This is a genomic window from Sphingomonas ginsengisoli An et al. 2013, from assembly GCF_009363895.1.
Classification (GTDB): Bacteria; Pseudomonadota; Alphaproteobacteria; order Sphingomonadales; family Sphingomonadaceae; genus Sphingomicrobium; species Sphingomicrobium ginsengisoli.
In genome coordinates, this window is sequence record NZ_CP045434.1 from 2,540,390 (window position 1) to 2,559,483 (window position 19,094).

A 19,094-nucleotide genomic window follows, 5' to 3' on the forward strand; every position below is an offset into this window, starting at 1 on the left:
GCGCATGAAGGTCGATCGCCGCACGCTGCTGATCGGCGGCGGGGCCGGAGTTGGGCTGGTCGTCGCCTGGGGGCTGTGGCCGCGGCGCTTCACGCCCGACCTGCCGTTGGCCAAGGGCGAACGCGCCTTCAACGCCTTCCTCAAGATCGCGCCCTCGGGGCTGGTGACGGTGGCCGTGCCGCAGGTCGAGCATGGGCAGGGGGTGTGGACCGCCTTGCCGCAATCGCTCGCCGACGAGTTGGGTGCCGACTGGAAGCGGGTCGCGGTGATCCCGGCGCCGGCGGGGCACGCCTATGACAATGCGCTGGCGGGGTCGCTCGGCAAGGGGCGCGTGACCGGCGGCGCGACCTCGGTCCGCGCCTTTGGCGATCCGCTGCGCCAAGCAGGCGCGACTGCGCGGGCGATGCTGTGCGCCGCGGCGGCGGCTCGGTGGGGCGTCAGCGCCAGGGACTGCGACACCGCCGACGGATATGTCGTCCATGAGGGCCGCAGGCTGGCATTCGGCGAGCTGGCCGAAGCGGCGGCGGGAGAAAGGGTGCCGACCACTCCGATGTTGCGTGCCCGTCCCGCCGGGCTGGCGATGCAGCCGCTGCCGCGCCTCGACGGCCCGCCCAAGAGTGACGGCAGCCTCCGCTTCGCCGCCGACATCCGCCTCCCCGGCATGGTCTATGCCGCCGCGCTGATCGGCGAGCGGGTCGAGCGCGACATCCCCGGGCTACACAGCGGCGACGGCTGGGTCGCGGCGGTCGGGCCGACGAGCTGGGCGGCGCGGCTGATGCTCGCCAAGGCGGCGCCGGCGTTCCGCACCACCCGCCTCGACGACCGCGGCATCGAGCTCGCCATGGCCGCCGCGCTCGAGGGCGAGGAATTGCCGCCGCTGACCGGCCGCACTGTCACCGCCGACTATCGGATGGCCGCCGTCCCCCATCTCGCGCTCGAGAGCCCAAGCGCCACCGCACGGTGGACCGACGGTCGGCTCGAACTATGGGCGGGGACCCAACGCCCCGACGAGACGCTGGCGGGCAGCGGCTCGGCGCCCGGCTCGCACCTCTACCCGCTGCCGGTCGGCGGTCCCGACCATCGGCTGTGGAGCAATGAGGCGGCGCCGATCGCCGCCGCGCTGGCGCGCACGCTCGGACGCCCGGTGCAGGTGACGCTAAGCCCGGCGCACGCCCGCGCGATCGACCCGGTGCTTGCGCCGGCGCAGGCTCGTTTCCGCGCCCAGCTCGGCCCCGACAACCGGCTGCTTGCCTGGGTTGGGCGGGTGGTCGGGAGCGCGGCGGTGGCGATCCCCTACACGGTGCCGCAGGTCGACCTGCGGCTGGTCGACCCGGCGCTCAAGCTGCGCACAGGACCCTTGCGCGGGGGTGAGGAACTGTTCGGCGTATTCTCCCGCGAAAGCTTCGTCGACGAACTGGCGCGGCAGAGCGGGTTCGAGCCGCTCGCCTTCCGGGTCGCGATGCTCGGCGGCCATCCGCGGTTGGCGCGGGTGCTGACCACCGCCGCGGCGCTGGGCGGCTGGGACGGCGGCGGGGCGGGCAGCACGCTCGGCCTCGCGGTGCATAGCGCCTACGGCAGCCACGCCGCTTTGCTCGCCAGCGCGACGGTCGGCAGCGACGGACAGGTGGCGGTCGATCGGCTGGTCTGTGCGGTCGACTGCGGGCGGGTCGTCAATCCGCAGCTTGTCGGCCAGCAAGTCGAATCCGCGCTCCTCGCGGGACTGGCCTACGCCCGCACGGCGGTGCCGAGCTTCAGCGACGGCCTGCTTCGCGGCGGTGGCGGCCGCGCCGGCAGAATGGCCGGGGTGCCGCGCATCGGGGTCGAGGTCATTCCGAGCGCCGCCACCCCTGGGGGGCTGAGCGGCCTTGCGGTTCCTCTCCTCGCGCCAGCTGTCGCAAATGCCGTAGCGGCGGCGAGCGGCAGGCGCTTGCGCGCGCTTCCGTTCGACCCGATGGCGGCGGCATGAACCCGCCCGCCGATCATCCCGCCATTCTCCCGCGCAAGGTCGGCGTGCTGCTGATCAACCTCGGCACCCCAGATGCGCCAGAAGCGCCGGCGGTCCGCCGCTACCTCGCCGAATTCCTTTCCGACCGGCGGGTGGTCGAGATCCCGCCGCTCGCGTGGAAGCCGATCCTCCACGGCATTATCCTGCGCACCCGCCCGAAAAAGTCGGCGCACGCCTACCAGCAGGTGTGGACCGACGAGGGCAGCCCGCTCGCCGCGATCACCCGCCGCCAGGCCGAGGCGTTGCAGGCGCGCTGGGGCGAGCGGGTGATGGTCGATTGGGCGATGCGCTATGGCAACCCCGGCATCCGCCCGGCGGTCGAGAAACTGTTCGCCGCCGGCTGCGACCGGATCCTCGCCGCGCCGCTCTATCCGCAATATTGCGCCGCCACGACCGCGACCGCCAACGACAGCCTGTTCGGCTATCTTGCCGAATTGCGCTGGCAACCGGCGCTCCGGACGCTTCCGCCCTATCATGACGACCCCGCCTATATCGGCGCGCTGAAGGCGAGCCTCGAGCGGCAGCTCGGCGCGCTCGACTTCGCTCCCGACCGGCTGCTGCTGAGCTTCCACGGGATGCCCGAGCGGACGCTCATGCTCGGCGATCCCTATCATTGCCACTGCCGCAAGACCGCGCGGCTGGTGGGTGAGCAGCTTTCCATTCCGACCGACACCGCGTTCCAGTCGCGGTTCGGGCGCGCCAAGTGGCTCGAGCCCGCGACCGAGACCGTGCTCGCCGCCTATCCGGGGCAGGGGGTCAGGAAGCTGGCGATCGCCGCGCCGGGCTTCTCGGCTGACTGCATCGAGACGATCGAGGAGCTCGGCATCCGCGGCAAGGAGACGTTCGCGTCCTCCGGCGGCACCCACTTCGCGCGGCTCGACTGCCTCAACGACAGTGCGGAAGGGATGGATATGCTCGACACCATCCTCAGCCGTGAACTTGCGGGCTGGGTGCCGCCTGCCTAAGCCCCTCCTTTGGAGGAGATACAGCATGGCCCGAGTAGCAATCGTGACCGGCGGCAGCCGCGGCATTGGCGAGGCGATCAGCATCGCGCTCAAGAATGCCGGGATGATCGTCGCCGCCAATTACGCCGGCAATGACGAGCGCGCCAAGGCGTTCACCGGGCGCACCGGCATCCGCGCCTTCAAGTGGGACGTCAGCGACTATGACGCCTGCCAGGCCGGCGTCCGCCAGATCGAGGAGGAGCTCGGGCCCGTCGACGTGCTGGTCAACAACGCCGGCATCACCCGCGACACGACGATGAAGCGGATGGACCATGCCAAGTGGCAGGAGGTGATCGACACCAATCTGGGCGGGTGCTTCAACATGGCCAAGGCGGTGTGGGAAGGGATGACCAGCCGCAGCTACGGACGGATCGTCAACATCGGCTCGATCAACGGGCAGGCGGGTCAATACGGCCAGGTCAATTACGCCGCCGCCAAGTCGGGCATCCACGGCTTCACCAAGGCGCTGGCGCAGGAAGGTGCGCGCAGCGGCATCACCGTCAACGCGATCGCCCCGGGCTATATCGACACCGACATGGTCGCCGCGGTGCCCGAGGAAGTGCTGGGCAAGATCGTCGCCAAGATTCCCGTCGGCCGGCTCGGCAAGGCCGAGGAGATCGCCCGCGGGGTCGCCTTCCTGTGCGACGTCAACGGCGGCTTCATCACCGGTTCGACCCTGTCGATCAACGGCGGGCAGCACATGTACTGAGCGACGCGCCGAGCGCAGCGAAGCCCGCCACGGCGGGCAAGCTGCGCGAGAGACGCGGAGCGCCGGCCGGCCTGCGGCGTTGAACGCCGACAGGACCGACGCAGCGGATTTACTCCGCTGCGGCCCGCTAGGATGAACTCTTGCCCGAAACCCTCACCTACGCCCCGCCGGTCAAGCGCAGCGTGCTCGTCGCCGGCCACCAGACCAGCGTCAGCCTGGAGCCTCTGTTCTGGCGCGCGCTCGAGGTGGCGGCGGCGGACATGGCATTGCCGGTCAACGCGCTGGTCGCGCTGATCGACGAGGAAAGGCTGAAGGTGAGCGAGCCGCCCAACCTGACGTCGGCCTTGCGTCAGTGGCTATTCGGACGCGCGCTCGGGAATTGAGAGACTGAAAACCCGCTCGTCCTGAGCGGAGGCCGCTAGGCCGTAGTCAAAGGGCGCATCGCGAATCGCCCTTCGACTTCGCTACGCTTCGCTCAGGACGAGCGACACTTAGCCTGCTGCGCGCAGGATCGCCTCGGCGAACCGGGGTTTCGCTTCCTCGGCGCAATGCAGGAACAACGCCGGTTCGATCAGCTCGAGCTCGATCACCTGCAGCGCGCCGTCCAGCCCTTCGACCAGATCGACCCGCGCATAGGTGGCCTCGCCCGGCGCGAGCGCGAGTGCGGCCTTGGCCAGTGCGAGCGCGCCCGCGGGCGGGTCGCACGCCAGCGTCTCACCGCCGAAGTTGGGCTGGACCCGAAAGTCACCGCCGACCGGGCGCTTGACGACCGTGTGGCTGAGCTCGCCGCCGAACAGGATGAGCGAATATTCGCCGGTGGTCTGGATGGTCGGCAGCCACGGCTGGATCAGCATCCGCTGGCCGTGGACGTCCTCCGGCACGTGCGCCGCCTCGCCCTCGCGCAACCGATAGGTACCCGACGCGCCGGCCGAGACCGGCGGCTTGATCACCACCTGATCGGTGCCGAGCGTCCCGAACGCCGCCGCCAGCGCCGCTTCGTTCAGATGATCGACCTCGAGCGTCGGCACGGTCGGCACTCCCGCCGCGCCGAGCTGTTTAAGATACACTTTGTCGCTGTTCCAGCGCAGCAGCGCCGCCGGATTGATCACCCGCTTCGCCTCACGCTCGGCGCGGTCGAGGAAGGCGAGCCACTCGGGATATTGGAGATGGTAGCCCCAGGCGACCAGCGGCAGCACTGCGTCGAAGCCGGCAAGGTCGCCGGCCTGCGACCACGGCCGCGCGGTCACCTCCGCCCCCGCCTCGCGCAGCGCGCCTGACTGGACGTCGAAAGCCCAGCCGAACTCCTCCGGATAGGCGGGGTCCGGGGTCAGCAGCAGCAAATGCGGCATCAGCGCGACAGCAGGATCCGCGCCTGGTTGGCGATCTGGGCGAGCATCGGCACCGTCGGATTGGCGCTGGCGCGGGCGCGGGCGACGACTTCGCGGAACTGCTCTATCCGCGGAGCATGGCGCTCGCACCAGCGCTCGACCGCCGCCTCGGGATCGTCGCCGCGGCTGCGCGACAGCCAGTCGAGCCGGAGCTGCTCGAACTCGCGCGCGAGGCCGGCGACGAGCAGCCGCTCCCACTGGTCGGCGGGGGCGAAGCGGCCGATCTGCCCGGTCGCCCAGTCGATCCCCAGCGCTTCGCCCAGGCGGACGTAGGCGTGGGCGATCTTGAGCTCGTCGGTGTCCTTACGGGCGGCGAGCGCGGCGATGCCGAACACGCCGTCCAATTCGAACAGCTTGACCATCCCGCGGGTGATCTCGGGGCTCGCGCCCAGGGCCTGCAGCCGCTCGCGCCGCTCCCCGGCCTCGTGCCGCACTTCCTCGCGGATGATGTAGCGCGCGGCCGAATTGACCTTGCTCATCCCCGGTTCGAGCAGCGCGACCAGCTTCGACAGGCTGGTCTCGCCGCCGCCGGCGCGGAGGATGTCGGCGATGTGCGCGCGGATGCTGACCGCGGCGAGGCTGAACAGCTCGAGCCGGGCGTTCTCGGTCAGGTCGGCGCCGTCGATCCGGTCCCACAGCACGCGCAGCTGGAGCAGATGTTCGGCGGCGAGAAACGCCACTACCACCTGCGCGAGGCTGGCCCCTTCCTCCTCGGTCATGTCGAGCGCGGTGCTCGGCCCGAGGCGGTTGACGAAGCGGTTGGCGACCTTGGTCGCGACGATCTCGTGACGCAGTCGGTGGGCGAGGATCGCCTCGCGGTGGGCGCGGCGCATTGCCGACGGGAAGGCCTCGAGCAGTTGCGGCTGGAGCAACGGATCGTCGGCCAGCGGCTTCTTCTCGGCCGCTGCCTGAAGCGCGATCTTGGACAGGCTGATCAGCACGCTCAATTCGGGGCGGGTCAGCCCGCGGCCGTCGCTGGCACGGCGCAACAATTGCTCCGACCCGTCGAGCCCTTCGACCCGGCGGTCGAGCCGGCCGCTCGCCTCGAGCAGTTCGAGCGTGCGGACCTGGCTGGGCAACGCCGCCACCCCGCCATGCTCGGCGATTGAGATCGCCAGCGTCTGCAGCCGGTTGTCCTCGAGCACGAGCTGGCCGACGTCGTCGGTCATCCGCGCGAGCAGCAGGTTGCGGTCGTGTTCGGACAGGCGCCCCTCGCGCATCTCGCGGTTGAGGGGGATCTTGATGTTGACCTCATTATCCGAGCAATCGACGCCCGCCGAATTGTCGATGAAGTCGGTGTTGCAGCGGCCGCCGCCCAATGCGAACTCGATCCGCGCGGCCTGGGTGATGGCAAGGTTGGCGCCCTCGCCGATGACCTTGGCCTTGATCTCGCTGGCGTCGACCCGAAGCGCGTCGTTGGTGGGATCGCCGACGCTGCTGTTGGCCTGGGTCGAGGCCTTCACATAGGTGCCGATCCCGCCGAACCAGATGAGGTCGACCGGCGCCTTCAGGATCGCGTTGATGAGGCTGGTCGGGTCGATCGTCTCGGCCTCGATGGAGAGTGCCTCGCGCGCTTCCTTGCTGAGACGGATCGACTTCTCGGTCCGCGGGACGATCATCCCGCCGGGGCTCAGTTCCTTGCGGTTGTAATCGTCCCAGCTCGACCGCGGCAGCTCGAACAACCGCTGGCGCTCACGCCAGGCGTCGGCGGGATCGGGATTGGGATCGATGAAGATGTGGCGGTGATCGAAGGCGGCCACCAGCTTGAGACACTTGCTGAGCAGCATGCCGTTGCCGAACACGTCGCCCGACATGTCGCCGCAGCCGACCACGCGCACCGGCGACGACTGGATGTCGGTGCCCATCTCACGGAAGTGCCGCTGGACCGAGATCCACGCGCCCTTTGCGGTGATTCCCATCGCCTTGTGGTCGTAGCCGTTCGAGCCGCCGCTGGCGAAGGCATCGCCGAGCCAGAAACCGTGCTCGAGCGCGATCTGGTTGGCGACGTCGGAGAAGGTCGCCGTGCCCTTGTCGGCGGCGACCACAAAATAGGGATCGTCGCCGTCGTGGATGACGACCTGCTCGGGGTGGACGACCTTATCGTCGACGATGTTGTCGGTGACCGACAGGAGCGAACGGATGAAGATCCGGTAGCTCTCGGTCCCCTCGGCCAGCCAGGCGTCGCGGTTGACCGACGGCGGCAGCTGCTTGGGATAGAAGCCGCCCTTGGCCCCGGTCGGGACGATGACCGCATTCTTGACTAGCTGGGCCTTCATCAGGCCGAGGATCTCGGTGCGGAAATCGTCGCGCCGGTCGGACCAGCGCAGGCCGCCGCGGGCGACCGGGCCGCCGCGCAGGTGGATGCCCTCGACGCGGGGTGAGTAGACCCAGATCTCGCGGTAGGGGATCGGCGCCGGCAGCCCCGGGACCTTGGTCGGGTCGAGCTTGAACGCCAGCGCTTCGGCCGCCGCCGGGGCGAAGGCGTTGGTGCGGAGCGTGGCGGCGACCACCGCGCGGAACAGCCGCAGGATGCGGTCGTCGTCGATCGCCTTGACCGTGGTCAGCGCGTCGTCGAACGAATCGTTGGCCTTGGCGACCTCGGCGTCGCGGTCGGCGCGGCTGGCGGGATCGTGGGCGGCGTTGAACCAGCGAATGAGCGCGCGGGTCGCGCCGGGCGAGCGGCGCAGCGCCTCGACGATGGTCAGCAGGCCGTAGGCGACGCCGGTCTGGCGCAGATAGCGGAACCATGCGCGCAGCCACACCACCGGCTGCGGGTCGAGCCCGGCGAGCAGCACGAGCTGGTTGAACTCGTCATTCTCGGCGCGGCCTTCGAGGACGGCGCCGATCGCGGTCTCGATCACCTCGGCGCGGGCGAGCAGCGCCTCGGTGCCGTGGCCGTCGGGAAGGGCGACGAGGAAGTCGTGGATGTGGCCGAGGGTGCCGTCGCCAAGCGCGGTCGGCTGCTCTTCGAGCACGCGGAAACCGAAATTCTCGAGCACCGGGACGGCGTCGGACAGCGGCACGATCGAGCCCTGGCGATAGACCTTGAGCCGCAATTGTCCGGGACGTTCGCTGCCGCCGCGCAGCAGGCGGACGCCGCGGTGGGTGTCGCCGTCGAGCGCGCACAGGCGGAGGATGTCCGCCGCCGCCTCGTCCGACGCGGTGCGCAGGCGATAGCCCTCGGGGAAGCTGGGGAGGTAGCTCAAGGCGAGGCGGGTGGCGCGGCCGCTGCCGACCTGCTCGACCAATTGCGCTTCGACCGACGGGGCCCAGCCGCGAACCATCTCGACCAATTGGCGGTCGAGCGCGGCGACGTCGGGGAGCGGGCGCGAGGGGTCGAAGCCAAGGGTCAGGCGGATGAGCGCCAAGTCGCCGTCGCCGAGCTCGATCGAGAAGCTCTGCACCGAGCTCAGCACGGCTTCCTCGATCATCCGGCTGATCGCCAGCCGGCGGCTGGTGGTGAGCTCGTCGCGCGGGAGCCAGACGAACGCGAACAGATGGCGGCGAAGCGCGCCGGGGAGGAGCAGCAGCGCCGGCCGCGGGCGGTCAGCGAGGCTCATCGCGGTCAGCGCGGCGGCGCGCACCTCGGCGGTGCCGAATGAGACCAGCAGGTCGTGGGGCAGAGTCGAGATGACGTGCGCCAGTGCCTTGGCGCCATGGCTCGAGGGGGCGAAGCCGAACTCCTCGTCGAGCGCGGCGAGGTGCTGGCGGAGGACCGGGACGTCGAGCGGCGGCGAGCGCAGTGCGGCGCTGGTCCACAGGCCGGTGTGGAGCGAGACGCTGCCGTCAGCGCGGCGGACCATGACGACATCGAGCGGGACCCGGCGGTGGACCGGCGAGATGCGGTCGGCCTTGAGGATCAGGACGCGTCGGTCCTCGCCCGCGAGATGCTCCACGGCCGCGCTGCCGAGGCCGCCGTCCCACAGCTCGAGCTTTTCGTCGCGGAGGATGCCGAGACCGTTGCTGATCCGGCCGTCGGGGGCGAGGTCGGCGTGACCGAGCAAGGTGAAATGGTTGGCCGCGAACCAGTGGAGCAGCGCGGCATTCTCGGGGTCGTCGGCCTCGAGCGCGGCGGCGTCGGCCTGCATCTGCGCGCGCATCGGCTGCCAGTCGGCGACCGCGCTGCGGACGTGGTCGAGCACCGCCTCGACGTCATGCGCCAGTTCCTGCCGGCCGCGCGCGTCGGCGCGGTCCAATTCGACGTAGATGAGCGACTCAGGATTGCCCTCGCCGATCGCCTGGAGGCTGCCGTCGGGATTGCGGCCGATCTTGAGGATCGGGTGGAGCAGGCGGCGGACGGTCAGCCCGTGCCCGGCGATGACCCCGGCGACGCTGTCGACCAGGAACGGCATGTCGTCGTTGACTACTGCCAGCCGCATCGTCCGCCGCCCGGCCTCGCCACCCAGCGACTGGAGCTTGAGCGCGACATGGCCGGGTTCGCGCTTGGCCGACACCTCGGCGACGAAGCGCGCGGCCTCGTCCTGTTCTTCGGGGGTGAATTCGGCTGTCTCGCCCGGGAGGGCGCCGCGGATCAATGCCTCGCGCAACTGGTCTTCGAGGGACGGCGCAACGCGCTCACCTGCCAACATGCTTTTGTCGTGCCCGGTCTGTGAAGGATGGCCGGGGCTTTAGGCCCGGGCGGGCAGGGGGACAACCCTACCCGCCGGGCAGAAGGTCAGTGCGCCGCCTTCTTCATCGCCTTTTCGAGCAGCGCTTCGTCGGTGACCGCTGCCACCGGCGAGACCGAACCGTCGGCGTCGCGGCGCACCAGCACCAGCGCGAACTCGCCATTGCCGGCGAGCTGGCCGAGCGGCTGCGCCTCGGCGCTGCGCAGGCGGCTGATCGCGCGGTCGCGCCAGGTCGGGGCGGGCTGGGCGGTCGGGCGGCGTTCGCGGCGCTCGGCCTCAACCATCGCCTTGAGGCCGCCTTCCATGCTGTCGATGAAAGGCAGGAACTCGCCCGCCTCGATGCCCTGGCGCGCGCCGTAGGACAGCGCCGCGGCATATTCGGTCAGCCGCGCCTTGTCATAGTCGACGCCGAAGACGAGCTTGGCGACCGCGGTCATCGGCGCGCGCGCCTGCACCGAGATGCCGCTGTCCTCGAGCAGGCGATCATATTCGACCGGCGCGCTCACCGCGGCGCAGGCGAAATCATAGGCTTCGGCGAGCGCGCGGTAGAGCGCCTGGCGGCTACGGCCGTCGGCCGCCTTGGCGTCCTCGGCGGTGGCGCGGGCGGCGGTCAGCCATTCGTCGAGGCTCGCCTCGCCGGCCTCGTCGGCGAAGGCATGGTCGCTTTCGGCTTCCTGCTGCCAGGCCGACAATTGCTCCTCGTCGGCGACCGGCTCGATCGGCACCGGCACGTCGCCGATCGACACCGAGGTGATCGTCGCGACGGGCAGCGGCGCGGGCGCGGGCTCGGGGGCGGGCTGGTGGGTGAAGTCGGCGACGGGCGTCGGCGCTTCGTCAGCGACGAAGTCCTGCACGACTGGTTCAGGGGCGCTGTAGCCGGCGAATTCCTGCAGCCACGCCTCGGGCTGGGTGTCCTCGGTCTGGTCGAAGCCGCCGAACGGCACCGCGCTGATCGTGTCCTCGGCCGAGCTCTCCGAAGCGGTTTCGGCAGCGTGCGGCTCGGGCTCGTAGGCGGCCATGTCGAGTTCGAGCACGTCGTCGGGGGTCTCGATGGGCTCGGCCAGTTCGAACACTTCGTCCTCAAACGCGGCGGCTTCGGGCTGCTCGTCCTCGGCCTCTTCGCCGTAGATCGGCGCGTCGTCCTCACCGAACGCGCTGCGGCCCATCAGGTGATCGAGCCCGGCGACCGGCTGCGGCGCTGGCTCGTCAGACAGTTCGAGCACATCGTCGGCAGGCGCAGCGGCTTCCTCGACGATGTCGACCTCGTTCCAGTTGAACACGCCGTAGACGAAGTCGATCGTGTCGCCGTCCGACGAAAAGGGCATCAGGATGCCGCGATAGGCGTGGCCCTGGCCGCGCTGGTTGCGGAAGCTGGTTTCGAACCCGACCGGCGCGCGGCTGTCGAGGATCTGGTCGTGATAGGAAGGCAGCCGCGCCACCAGCGAGCCCGCAGGGGCATCGGCCAGCCGGTCGCTGTCGGGATCGAGGTCGCACTCGCGGCGCAGCGCGGCGCCGACATAAGCGGTCGTCGCGCTGGCGGGGCCGCTGGTGAAGTCGATCAGCACGCTATGCTTGGCGAATTCGGCGATGCTCGACGGCTCGAGGTCCTCGATCGAGGGAAAATCGCGTCCGTTGAGGAGCGAGGTCCAGTAGTTGTAGGCCTTGACCTGCATCCGCCGCTCTTCGGCATCGTCGAGGACTTCGGGGGTGTCCGCGGCATGGCTGCCGAACGCCGGCTCGAGCTCGCTGGCGAAATCGCGAAAACTGTCCATCGGTACCCCACGCCCTTTTCCCAAGAATTCCGGGATGATCGTGTGGCAGGTCAAGGTTACCAAAGCGTTATGGATTTCGGCTCGACTCGCATCTGAATCGTCCGGTCGCAATGACCATTCGTTTCTGCTCGGTTGGCGTTCCCGCCATTATGGCGTCGAGCCCGATCCGCGATGCGCGCTACTGGCCGGAGGAGCGGGCGCTCGAGCTGTGCTTCGCGACCGGGCGCCGCTTCCTTTATCTCGGCGTGCCGCCGCGGGTGGCGGAAAGTTTCGTCGATGCGCCGTCCAAGGGGCGCTTCTTCAACCAGGCGATCAAGGGCCGCTTCCTGTGCCACGAACTCGCCAGCCCGGCGGCGCCGCGGCGACGGCGGGCCGCCAACGACTGACCTCTCCTGATTGACCGGACGCGGGACGCTACGGAACCGCGCTCCCGCTCGCTGGTTCGTTACGCCAGTATAACAGGAGGGACTTTCATGGCCGATCTCAACAATGACGGTGTCAACGACACCGGCCCGACCGTCGAGCGCACCACCATCGTCGAGACGGGTGGCGGCGGCGGCAGCGGCGGCGTGATCGCGGTAGTGCTGCTGGTGCTCGTGCTCCTGCTGCTCGCCTACGTGTTCCGCGACAGCCTCGGCTTCGGCAGCCACAAGACCGAGGTCAAGATCCCCGACCAGATCAACGTCAACGTCAACTGACGACCTTCGGTTCGTCGCGCGGAAAGCCCGCTCGTGCCTGGCACGGGCGGGTTTTCTCTTTTCCGCGCCGGGCGTAGAGCGGCGTCCATGCCCAACGACGATCCTTGCGATTACCAGACCGGCTTCGGCAATCACTTCGCGACCGAGGCGGTCACCGGCGCGCTGCCGCAGGGGCGCAACAGCCCGCAGAAGCCCGCCTTCGGACTCTACACCGAGCAACTGAGCGGCACCGCCTTCACCGCGCCCCGGCACGAGAACCGGCGCTCGTGGCTCTACCGCCTGCGGCCGAGCGCGGCGCACCCCGCCTTCACCCGCTATGAGGGCGCCGAGCTGTTCGCCCCCGGCACCGTCCGTCACCCGTTCGCGCCCAACCGCCTTCGCTGGGGCCCGCTCGAGGTCGAGGCCGACAAGGACTGGCTCGACAGCCTCACCACCATGTGCGTCGCCGGCGAGGGCCCGCAGGCGCAGGCGGGCGTCGCCATGCACGTCTATCGCTGCGGCCGGGACATGGAGCAGAGGGCGTTCGTCAGCGGCGACGGCGAATTGCTGATCCTGCCCGAGCAGGGCGGGCTCACCCTGCTGACCGAGCTCGGCCGGATCGACGTCGGCCCAGGCGAAGTCGCGCTGATTCCGCGCGGAATCCGCTTCCGGGTGACGCTCCCCGACGGCCCGGCGCGCGGCTATGTCGCGGAGAACCACGGCGCGCCGTTTCGGCTGCCCGACCTCGGCCCGATCGGCGCCAACGGCCTCGCCAACCCGCGCGACTTCGAGACGCCGGTCGCCTGGTTTGAGGACGTCGAAGGCCCCTACGAGTTGGTGCAAAAATTCCGCGGCTCGCTGTGGCGGACCGAGCTTGGCCGCAGCCCGCTCGACGTCGTCGCCTGGCACGGCAATTATGCGCCGTGCCGCTACGACCTCAAGAAATTCAACACCATCGGCACGGTCAGCTTCGACCATCCCGATCCCTCGATCTTCACCGTGCTGACCTCACCGAGCGACGTGCCCGGCACCGCCAACGTCGACTTCGTCATCTTCCCGCCGCGCTGGATGGTCGCCGAGGACACCTTCCGCCCGCCGTGGTTCCACCGCAACGTGATGAGCGAGTGCATGGGCCTGCTCTACGGTGCCTATGACGCCAAGGCGGAAGGCTTCCGTCCCGGCGCGATCAGCCTGCACAACCAGCTGAGCGGTCACGGCCCCGATCTCGCCACCTGGCAGGGGGCGAGCAACGCGGCGCTCCAGCCGCACAAGATCGAGGGCACCATGGCCTTCATGATCGAAAGCCGCTGGGTGTTCGCCCCGACCGCCTTCGCGCAGGACACCTCGGCGCTCGATGCCGATTACGACCAGGCCTGGGCCGATTTCCCGAAAGCGAAACTGCCGTGAGCGACCTCGACCACACCCACGCGCCGACGCTGACCAGCTGGGTCGACAGCGCCAACGGCCACCGCGATTTCCCGGTGCAGAACCTGCCCTTGGGCGTGTTCAGCGCCGAGGGTGCCGGCCGCCGCATCGGCGTCGCGATCGGCGACTTCATCCTCGACCTGACCCAGGCGGCCGAGCTGCTCGACGAGGAGTGGCGCGAGGATCTGGCGCACCCGGTGCTCAATGCGTGGCTGGCGCGCGGGCCGGAGGATCAACGTGCGCTCCGCCACCGTCTGTCCGAATTGCTCAGCGACGCGCGCTACCGCGACGATGTCGAGCCGCTGCTGATCGGCCAGTCCGAAGCGACGATGCACCTGCCGTGCCTGATCGGCGACTACACCGATTTCTACGTCGGCATCCATCACGCGACCAACGTCGGCAAGCAATTCCGCCCCGACCAGCCGCTGCTGCCCAACTATAAATATGTCCCCATCGGCTACCACGGCCGCGCGTCGAGCGTGCGGGTGTCGGGCGAGCCGGTGATCCGCCCCAGCGGCCAGCGCAAGCCGCCCGAGGCCGAGGCGCCCGTCTACGGACCCTCGCGTCGGCTCGATTATGAGCTCGAGCTCGGTGTGTGGATCGGGCGCGGCAACCGCCTGGGCTCGCCGATCCCGATCGGGGAGGCGGCGGATCATATCGCCGGCTATTGCCTGCTCAACGACTGGTCCGCGCGCGACCTGCAGGCTTGGGAATATCAGCCGCTCGGCCCCTTCCTCGCCAAGAACTTCCTCACCTCCATCTCGCCGTGGGTGGTGACCGCCGAGGCGTTGAAGCCCTTCCGTGTCCCCGCCATGGCGCGGCCGGCAGGCGATCCCGCGCCGCTCGACTATCTCGCCGATGCCGAGCCGAACCCGGGTCTCGGACTGACGGTCGAGGCGCTGCTGTCGACCGAAAAGATGCGCGCCGCCGGCCAGCCGGCGCATCGCCTCAGCCACGGCGATGTCGCGGCGGCGATGTACTGGACCGTCAACCAGATCGTCGCCCACCACAGCGCCAACGGCTGCAACCTCCAGCCCGGCGACCTCATTGGCACCGGCACGCTGTCGACCGCCGACGGCGATGGCCTCGGCTCGCTGCTCGAGATCAGTCAGGGCGGCAAGGCGCCGCTGACGCTGCCGGGTGGCGAGACGCGCAGCTTCCTCGAGGATGGCGACGAGCTGATCCTCACTGCGCGCGCCGAGGCGGACGGCGCGGTGCCGATCGGTTTTGGCGAGTGCCGCGGGCTGGTGGTCGCTTGATGCGCCTGGCCTTGTTGGCCGCTGCCGCATTGGCAGCCACGCCCGCCGCCGCCGCGCTGACCCCCGCCGAGCTGCGGATGGCCGCTACCATAAACGCCGAGCAGGGCCGCACCCTCGCGCTGCTCGAGCGGCTGGTGAACCAGAACAGCGGCTCGCAAAACATTGCCGGGGTCGAGGCGGTCGGGCGGATGGTCCGCGCCGAATTGGAGCCGCTCGGCTTCGACGTGCGCTTCATCCCGCTCCGCGAAACCGGCCGCGCGGGCCACCTCGTCGCCACCCATCGCGGGCGGGCGGGAACCAAGCGCATCCTGCTGATCGGTCACCTCGACACCGTGTTCGAGCCGGACTCGCCCTTCCAGAAATTCGTCCGCGAGGGCGATTTCGGACACGGGCCCGGCGCTGCCGACGACAAGGGCGGCGACGTGGTGATCATCGCCGCGCTGCGGGCGATGCAGGCCGCGGGCACGCTCAAGAATGCCAACATCACGGTGGTGATGACCGGCGACGAGGAGGATCCGGGCACGCCGCTGAGCCTCGCCCGCCGCGACCTGATCGCCGCCGGCAAGGCCGCCGACGTCGACCTCGATTTCGAGGGGCTGGTGCGCGAGAATGGGCAAGACATGGGCTCGATTTCGCGGCGTAGCGTGACCGACTGGACGCTCACCGTCCACGCCCGCCCGGGCCACAGCAGCGGGGTTGGCAGCAGCTCCTACGGCGCCAATTACGAGCTCATTCGCATCCTCGACCAGTTCCGCCGCGAGCTGCGCGAACCGAACCTCACCTACAACGTCGGGCTGATCGCCGGCGGGCAGAGCGCCACGCTCGACGCCGGCAAGATCCGCGCCGAGGTCGCCGGCAAGACCAACATCATCGCCGCCGAGGCGGTCGCCCGCGGCGATCTGCGCGCCCTCAGCAACGAACAAATCGCGCAGACCAAGCAACGGATGCAGCAGATCGTCGATCAGGGCCGGCTCGCGGGCGTCACCGGCGTCGAGCTGGCCTTCGAGGACGGCTATCCGCCGATGGCGCCGACGCCGGGCAACCAGCGCGTGCTCGACCGCCTCAACGGCGTGAACGCCGACCTCGGCTTGCCCGCCATGCCCGCGCTCGACCCGGTCAAGCGCGGCGCGGGCGATATCAGTTTCGTCGCCGCCGACGTCGACGGCCTGGCGGGCCTCGGGCCATCGAGCAGCGGCGACCATACTCCCGCCGAGCGGGTCGACCTCCCCTCGCTGTGGCCGCAGGCGACCCGCGCCGCGATCCTCATCAGCCGCCTCAGCAGCGAGCGCCGCGCCAGATGACCAAGGTCGTCATCAACCCCGCCCACCACCGCTTCGAACTCGACCTCGGCGACGGCGAAGTCGGTTTCGCCGAATATCACCTGCTGACCGGCGACCGCATCCTCTTCCCACACACGGTGGTGCCCGAGGGCCACGAGGGTCATGGCTACGGCACCAAGCTGGTCGAGGCCGGGCTCGCCTACGCCCGCGAGCATGGACTCAAGGTCGTCCCCCAATGCCCCTTCTTCCGCGCCTACATGAAGCGGCATCCCGAGACCCGCGGCCTGCTCGATCCGGCCTCGGCTCACCTCCTGGATTAGGGCCAATCGGCCGCAAACTGTGACCTCCCAGTCACTTGTCAGTCACCGCGGCCACAGGCCATAACCGCCCCAACGGCCGCGCCGTCGCGGCCTGGGGAGGAATAACACCATGTCGAAGTTCAGCCGCGCCCTGCTGGGCGCCAGTCTGTTCGGTCTCGCCGCGCTCGGCGCCGCCACGCCCGCGTCGGCACAGCGGGTCACCCGCATCGTCACCTTCGGCGACAGCTATGCCGACACCGGCAACCTGTTTGCTCTCACCGGCCTCAACCCGCTGACCTTCCAGAACGGCATCTATTCGACCGGGCGTTTCTCGGGCGGCACCAACTACATCGACACGCTGTCGCAGATTTTGAACGCGCCGGTCGAGAATTTCGCCGTCGGCGGTGCCACCGCGGTGCGCGGCAGCAGCTCGTCCTTCGACCTCCAGTTCGAGGTCGACCAGTTCCTCAACGTCGGCACCCAGTCGCCGGTGCTTCCTAACGGGACGCCGAGCTTCGGCCCGCACGATCTCGTCACCGTCTCGATCGGCGGCAATGATGCGCGCTACTTCCAGCAAGGCCTTAACAACGGCCGCACCCTGACCGATTCGATCAACGCGACGACCACGCAGTTCAGCCGCCTGGTCGGCGCGGGCGCACAGACGATTAGCGTGCTCGCCGGCAACACCGCGCTCTTACCCGAGGTCGCCACCAACCCGACCGCACAGGCGACCCGTGCGGCCTTCTCGACCAGCTACAATAATGCGGTACAGGCGCAGCTCGCCGGCTTCGCCGCCAACGGCGTGATGGTCCACTATCTCGACCTCACCAAGGTGCTGACCAGCATCCAGACCAACCCGACCGCCTACGGCCTCGGCAACGGCGTGGTTTGCGCGCCGACCCAGGCGAACGTCCTGTCGGGCTGCAAGGGCTATCTTTTCTACGTCGACGGGCTGCACCTGAGCTCGGACGGCTTCGCGGTGGTCGGTCAGTATGTCGCCGCGCAGCTGCGCGCGCCGCTGGTGCTCGGTGCGCCGATCAACCTCCAGCTCGACACCGCGCGCCAGTTCGGCCGCACGCTCGACAACCGGGTCGACATCAGCGCCGCGCGCGCCGGCGCGCCCGCCGAGGGCCTGCACCTCTACATCACCGGCGACGGCTTCCAGCGCAACGCCAAGGCAACCGAGCAGAGCGACCGCTTCGAGCTGCGCGGCTACGGCGTGACCGTCGGGGCCGAAGCGGGCCTCGGCGACAGCGGCGTGGTCGGCGTCGCGGTCAACTACGACCGCGACCGCGCCAGCGTCCGTGACGGCGGCGGCCTCACCGACAAGGGCAAGACCCTCCAGGCGGGCGTCTACGGCGGCGTCGCCGCCAACGGCCTGTTCGTCCAGGGTCATCTCGGCTACGGCCGCACCCGTCACAATATCGACCGCGTCGGCGTGGTCCTCCCGATCACCGCCGATCCCAAGGGGCATCACTGGGTCGCGGGCGCCAAGGCCGGCTATCTCGCCGATCTGGGTGGCCTCAAGGTCGGCCCGTTCGTCGCCGCCAACTATGCCAAGATCAAGCTCGACGGCTACACCGAGACCGGCGACGAGGCGCTGAACCTGAGCGTCAGCCGCCAGCGGGCCAAGGCGTTCGTCGGCAACCTCGGGCTCGAGGCGCGGACCAATTGGGACACCAGCGGCGTAATCGTCCACCCGTTCATCGCCGCCAGCGCAGAAAAGCTGCTGTCGGGCGATGCGCAGTTCGTCCAGTTCGCGCAGACGGCCTCGCCGACCATCGTCGACACCTGGCAGCTCGGCGACCGCTCGAAGAAGGTCTACGGCCGCATCACCGGCGGGGCGAGCGCGCCGCTCGGCGGCAAGGCCAGCCTCGACGTCCAGCTCGGCACCACCGTCGGCAAGAAGGAAGGCAATGAGGTCAACGCCCAGCTCGGCTTCAAGCTCGGCTTCTAAGGCCTCAACCTTGTGAAAAGGGCGTCGGCCGCGTGCCGGCGCCCTTTTTCATGTCCGCTATTTGGCGGCCTTGCGCAGCGCCAGCCGGACCAGTGCGTCGAGGCCGGCGTCGGCACCCAATTCCTCCTGCGCCGCCGCCACCGCCGCACTCGCCTCGGCCGGCTTGAAGCCGAGGTTGGCAAGCGCCGACAGCGCATCATTGGCCGCGCCGCCGCGGACCGGCGCCGGGCCGCCCGCGACGCCGACCGCCAGCCCGAGCTTGCCCTGCAGTTCGAGCGCGATCCGCTGGGCGAGCTTGGGGCCGACCCCGCTCGCCCGCGAAATCATCGCTTTGTCGCCCGCCGACACGGCGCGCGCCAGTTCGTCGGGAGAGAGGATCGTCAGGATCGCCAGCGCCAGTCGCCCGCCGACCCCCTGCACCGAGGTCAGCTGGCGGAACGCCTCGCGCTCGGCCGCCGAGCCGAAGGCGAACAAAGTCATGCTATCCTCGCGCACCTGCAATTCGGTCAGCAGCACGACCTCCCCGCCAGGCGCGGGGAGGGCGGAGAGCGTCTTGCCCGAGAGGAGGACGAGATAGCCGACCCCGGCCACGTCGACGACGGCGGTGTCGGACGAGGTTTCGATCAGTGTTCCGGCGAGGCGCGCGATCATGGCGATTGTTTAGCGCGCTTTCCCGACCCGTCACCCTGAA

Annotated in this window: 15 protein-coding genes; 11 read left to right on the forward strand and 4 right to left on the reverse strand. The window is 69.7% G+C overall.

Annotated features, from left to right (window positions below):
• Positions 1–4 precede the first annotated feature (4 nt).
• The 4 genes from GCU42_RS12430 to GCU42_RS12445 all read left to right on the forward strand — a co-directional run bounded on the left by GCU42_RS12430 (position 5) and on the right by GCU42_RS12445 (position 4,101).
• Positions 5–1,966 (forward strand): molybdopterin cofactor-binding domain-containing protein, encoded by a 1,962-nt coding sequence (locus GCU42_RS12430; protein WP_114229127.1) that lies wholly within the window; start codon positions 5–7, stop codon positions 1,964–1,966.
• On the forward strand, positions 1,963–2,970 hold the full coding sequence (hemH, locus tag GCU42_RS12435; protein WP_114229126.1) for a ferrochelatase: 1,008 nt from the start codon (positions 1,963–1,965) through the stop codon (positions 2,968–2,970). The genes GCU42_RS12430 and hemH overlap by 4 nt, the downstream gene beginning before the upstream one ends.
• Before the next feature lie 25 nt (positions 2,971–2,995).
• Complete coding sequence (phbB, locus tag GCU42_RS12440; RefSeq protein ID WP_114229125.1) at positions 2,996–3,718, forward strand: acetoacetyl-CoA reductase; 723 nt, start codon at positions 2,996–2,998, stop codon at positions 3,716–3,718.
• A 140-nt stretch (positions 3,719–3,858) separates the two neighbouring features.
• On the forward strand, positions 3,859–4,101 hold the full coding sequence (locus GCU42_RS12445; RefSeq protein ID WP_114229124.1) for a ribbon-helix-helix domain-containing protein: 243 nt from the start codon (positions 3,859–3,861) through the stop codon (positions 4,099–4,101).
• Between the two features lie 108 nt (positions 4,102–4,209).
• Here GCU42_RS12445 and GCU42_RS12450 read toward each other — a convergent pair whose 3' ends face one another.
• The 3 genes from GCU42_RS12450 to GCU42_RS12460 form a co-directional block, all read right to left on the reverse strand.
• Positions 4,210–5,067 (reverse strand): ATP-grasp domain-containing protein, encoded by an 858-nt coding sequence (locus tag GCU42_RS12450; protein WP_114229123.1) that lies wholly within the window; start codon positions 5,065–5,067, stop codon positions 4,210–4,212.
• Entirely contained in the window at positions 5,067–9,695 is a 4,629-nt protein-coding gene (locus GCU42_RS12455; protein WP_114229122.1) for an NAD-glutamate dehydrogenase, read from the reverse strand. Before GCU42_RS12455 ends, GCU42_RS12450 begins: the two co-directional genes overlap by 1 nt.
• A gap of 86 nt (positions 9,696–9,781) precedes the next feature.
• Positions 9,782–11,506 (reverse strand): PAS domain-containing protein, encoded by a 1,725-nt coding sequence (locus GCU42_RS12460; protein WP_114229121.1) that lies wholly within the window; start codon positions 11,504–11,506, stop codon positions 9,782–9,784.
• Positions 11,507–11,616: 110 nt separating this feature from the next.
• Between GCU42_RS12460 and GCU42_RS12465 the strand changes: the two genes are divergently transcribed.
• From GCU42_RS12465 to GCU42_RS12495, 7 genes are all read left to right on the forward strand, one after another.
• Positions 11,617–11,892, forward strand: a complete 276-nt coding sequence (locus GCU42_RS12465; protein ID WP_205215034.1) for a KTSC domain-containing protein — start codon at positions 11,617–11,619, stop codon at positions 11,890–11,892.
• Positions 11,893–11,979: 87 nt separating this feature from the next.
• Positions 11,980–12,204, forward strand: coding sequence for a hypothetical protein (locus GCU42_RS12470; RefSeq protein ID WP_114229119.1), 225 nt, complete (start codon positions 11,980–11,982; stop codon positions 12,202–12,204).
• An 87-nt stretch (positions 12,205–12,291) separates the two neighbouring features.
• Entirely contained in the window at positions 12,292–13,590 is a 1,299-nt protein-coding gene (hmgA, locus tag GCU42_RS12475; RefSeq protein WP_114229118.1) for a homogentisate 1,2-dioxygenase, read from the forward strand.
• Positions 13,587–14,867, forward strand: coding sequence for a fumarylacetoacetase (gene fahA, locus GCU42_RS12480; protein WP_114229117.1), 1,281 nt, complete (start codon positions 13,587–13,589; stop codon positions 14,865–14,867). The genes hmgA and fahA overlap by 4 nt, the downstream gene beginning before the upstream one ends.
• Positions 14,867–16,168, forward strand: a complete 1,302-nt coding sequence (locus tag GCU42_RS12485) for a M20/M25/M40 family metallo-hydrolase (RefSeq protein ID WP_114229116.1) — start codon at positions 14,867–14,869, stop codon at positions 16,166–16,168. The genes fahA and GCU42_RS12485 overlap by 1 nt, the downstream gene beginning before the upstream one ends.
• On the forward strand, positions 16,165–16,467 hold the full coding sequence (locus GCU42_RS12490; protein WP_114229115.1) for a GNAT family N-acetyltransferase: 303 nt from the start codon (positions 16,165–16,167) through the stop codon (positions 16,465–16,467). The genes GCU42_RS12485 and GCU42_RS12490 overlap by 4 nt, the downstream gene beginning before the upstream one ends.
• Before the next feature lie 109 nt (positions 16,468–16,576).
• Positions 16,577–18,403, forward strand: coding sequence for an autotransporter domain-containing protein (locus GCU42_RS12495; protein ID WP_114229114.1), 1,827 nt, complete (start codon positions 16,577–16,579; stop codon positions 18,401–18,403).
• Between the two features lie 57 nt (positions 18,404–18,460).
• Here GCU42_RS12495 and ruvA read toward each other — a convergent pair whose 3' ends face one another.
• The gene (gene ruvA, locus GCU42_RS12500; protein WP_114229113.1) at positions 18,461–19,054 is read right to left on the reverse strand and encodes a Holliday junction branch migration protein RuvA; all 594 of its coding nucleotides are present in this window, start codon (positions 19,052–19,054) and stop codon (positions 18,461–18,463) included.
• Positions 19,055–19,094: the final 40 nt, after the last annotated feature.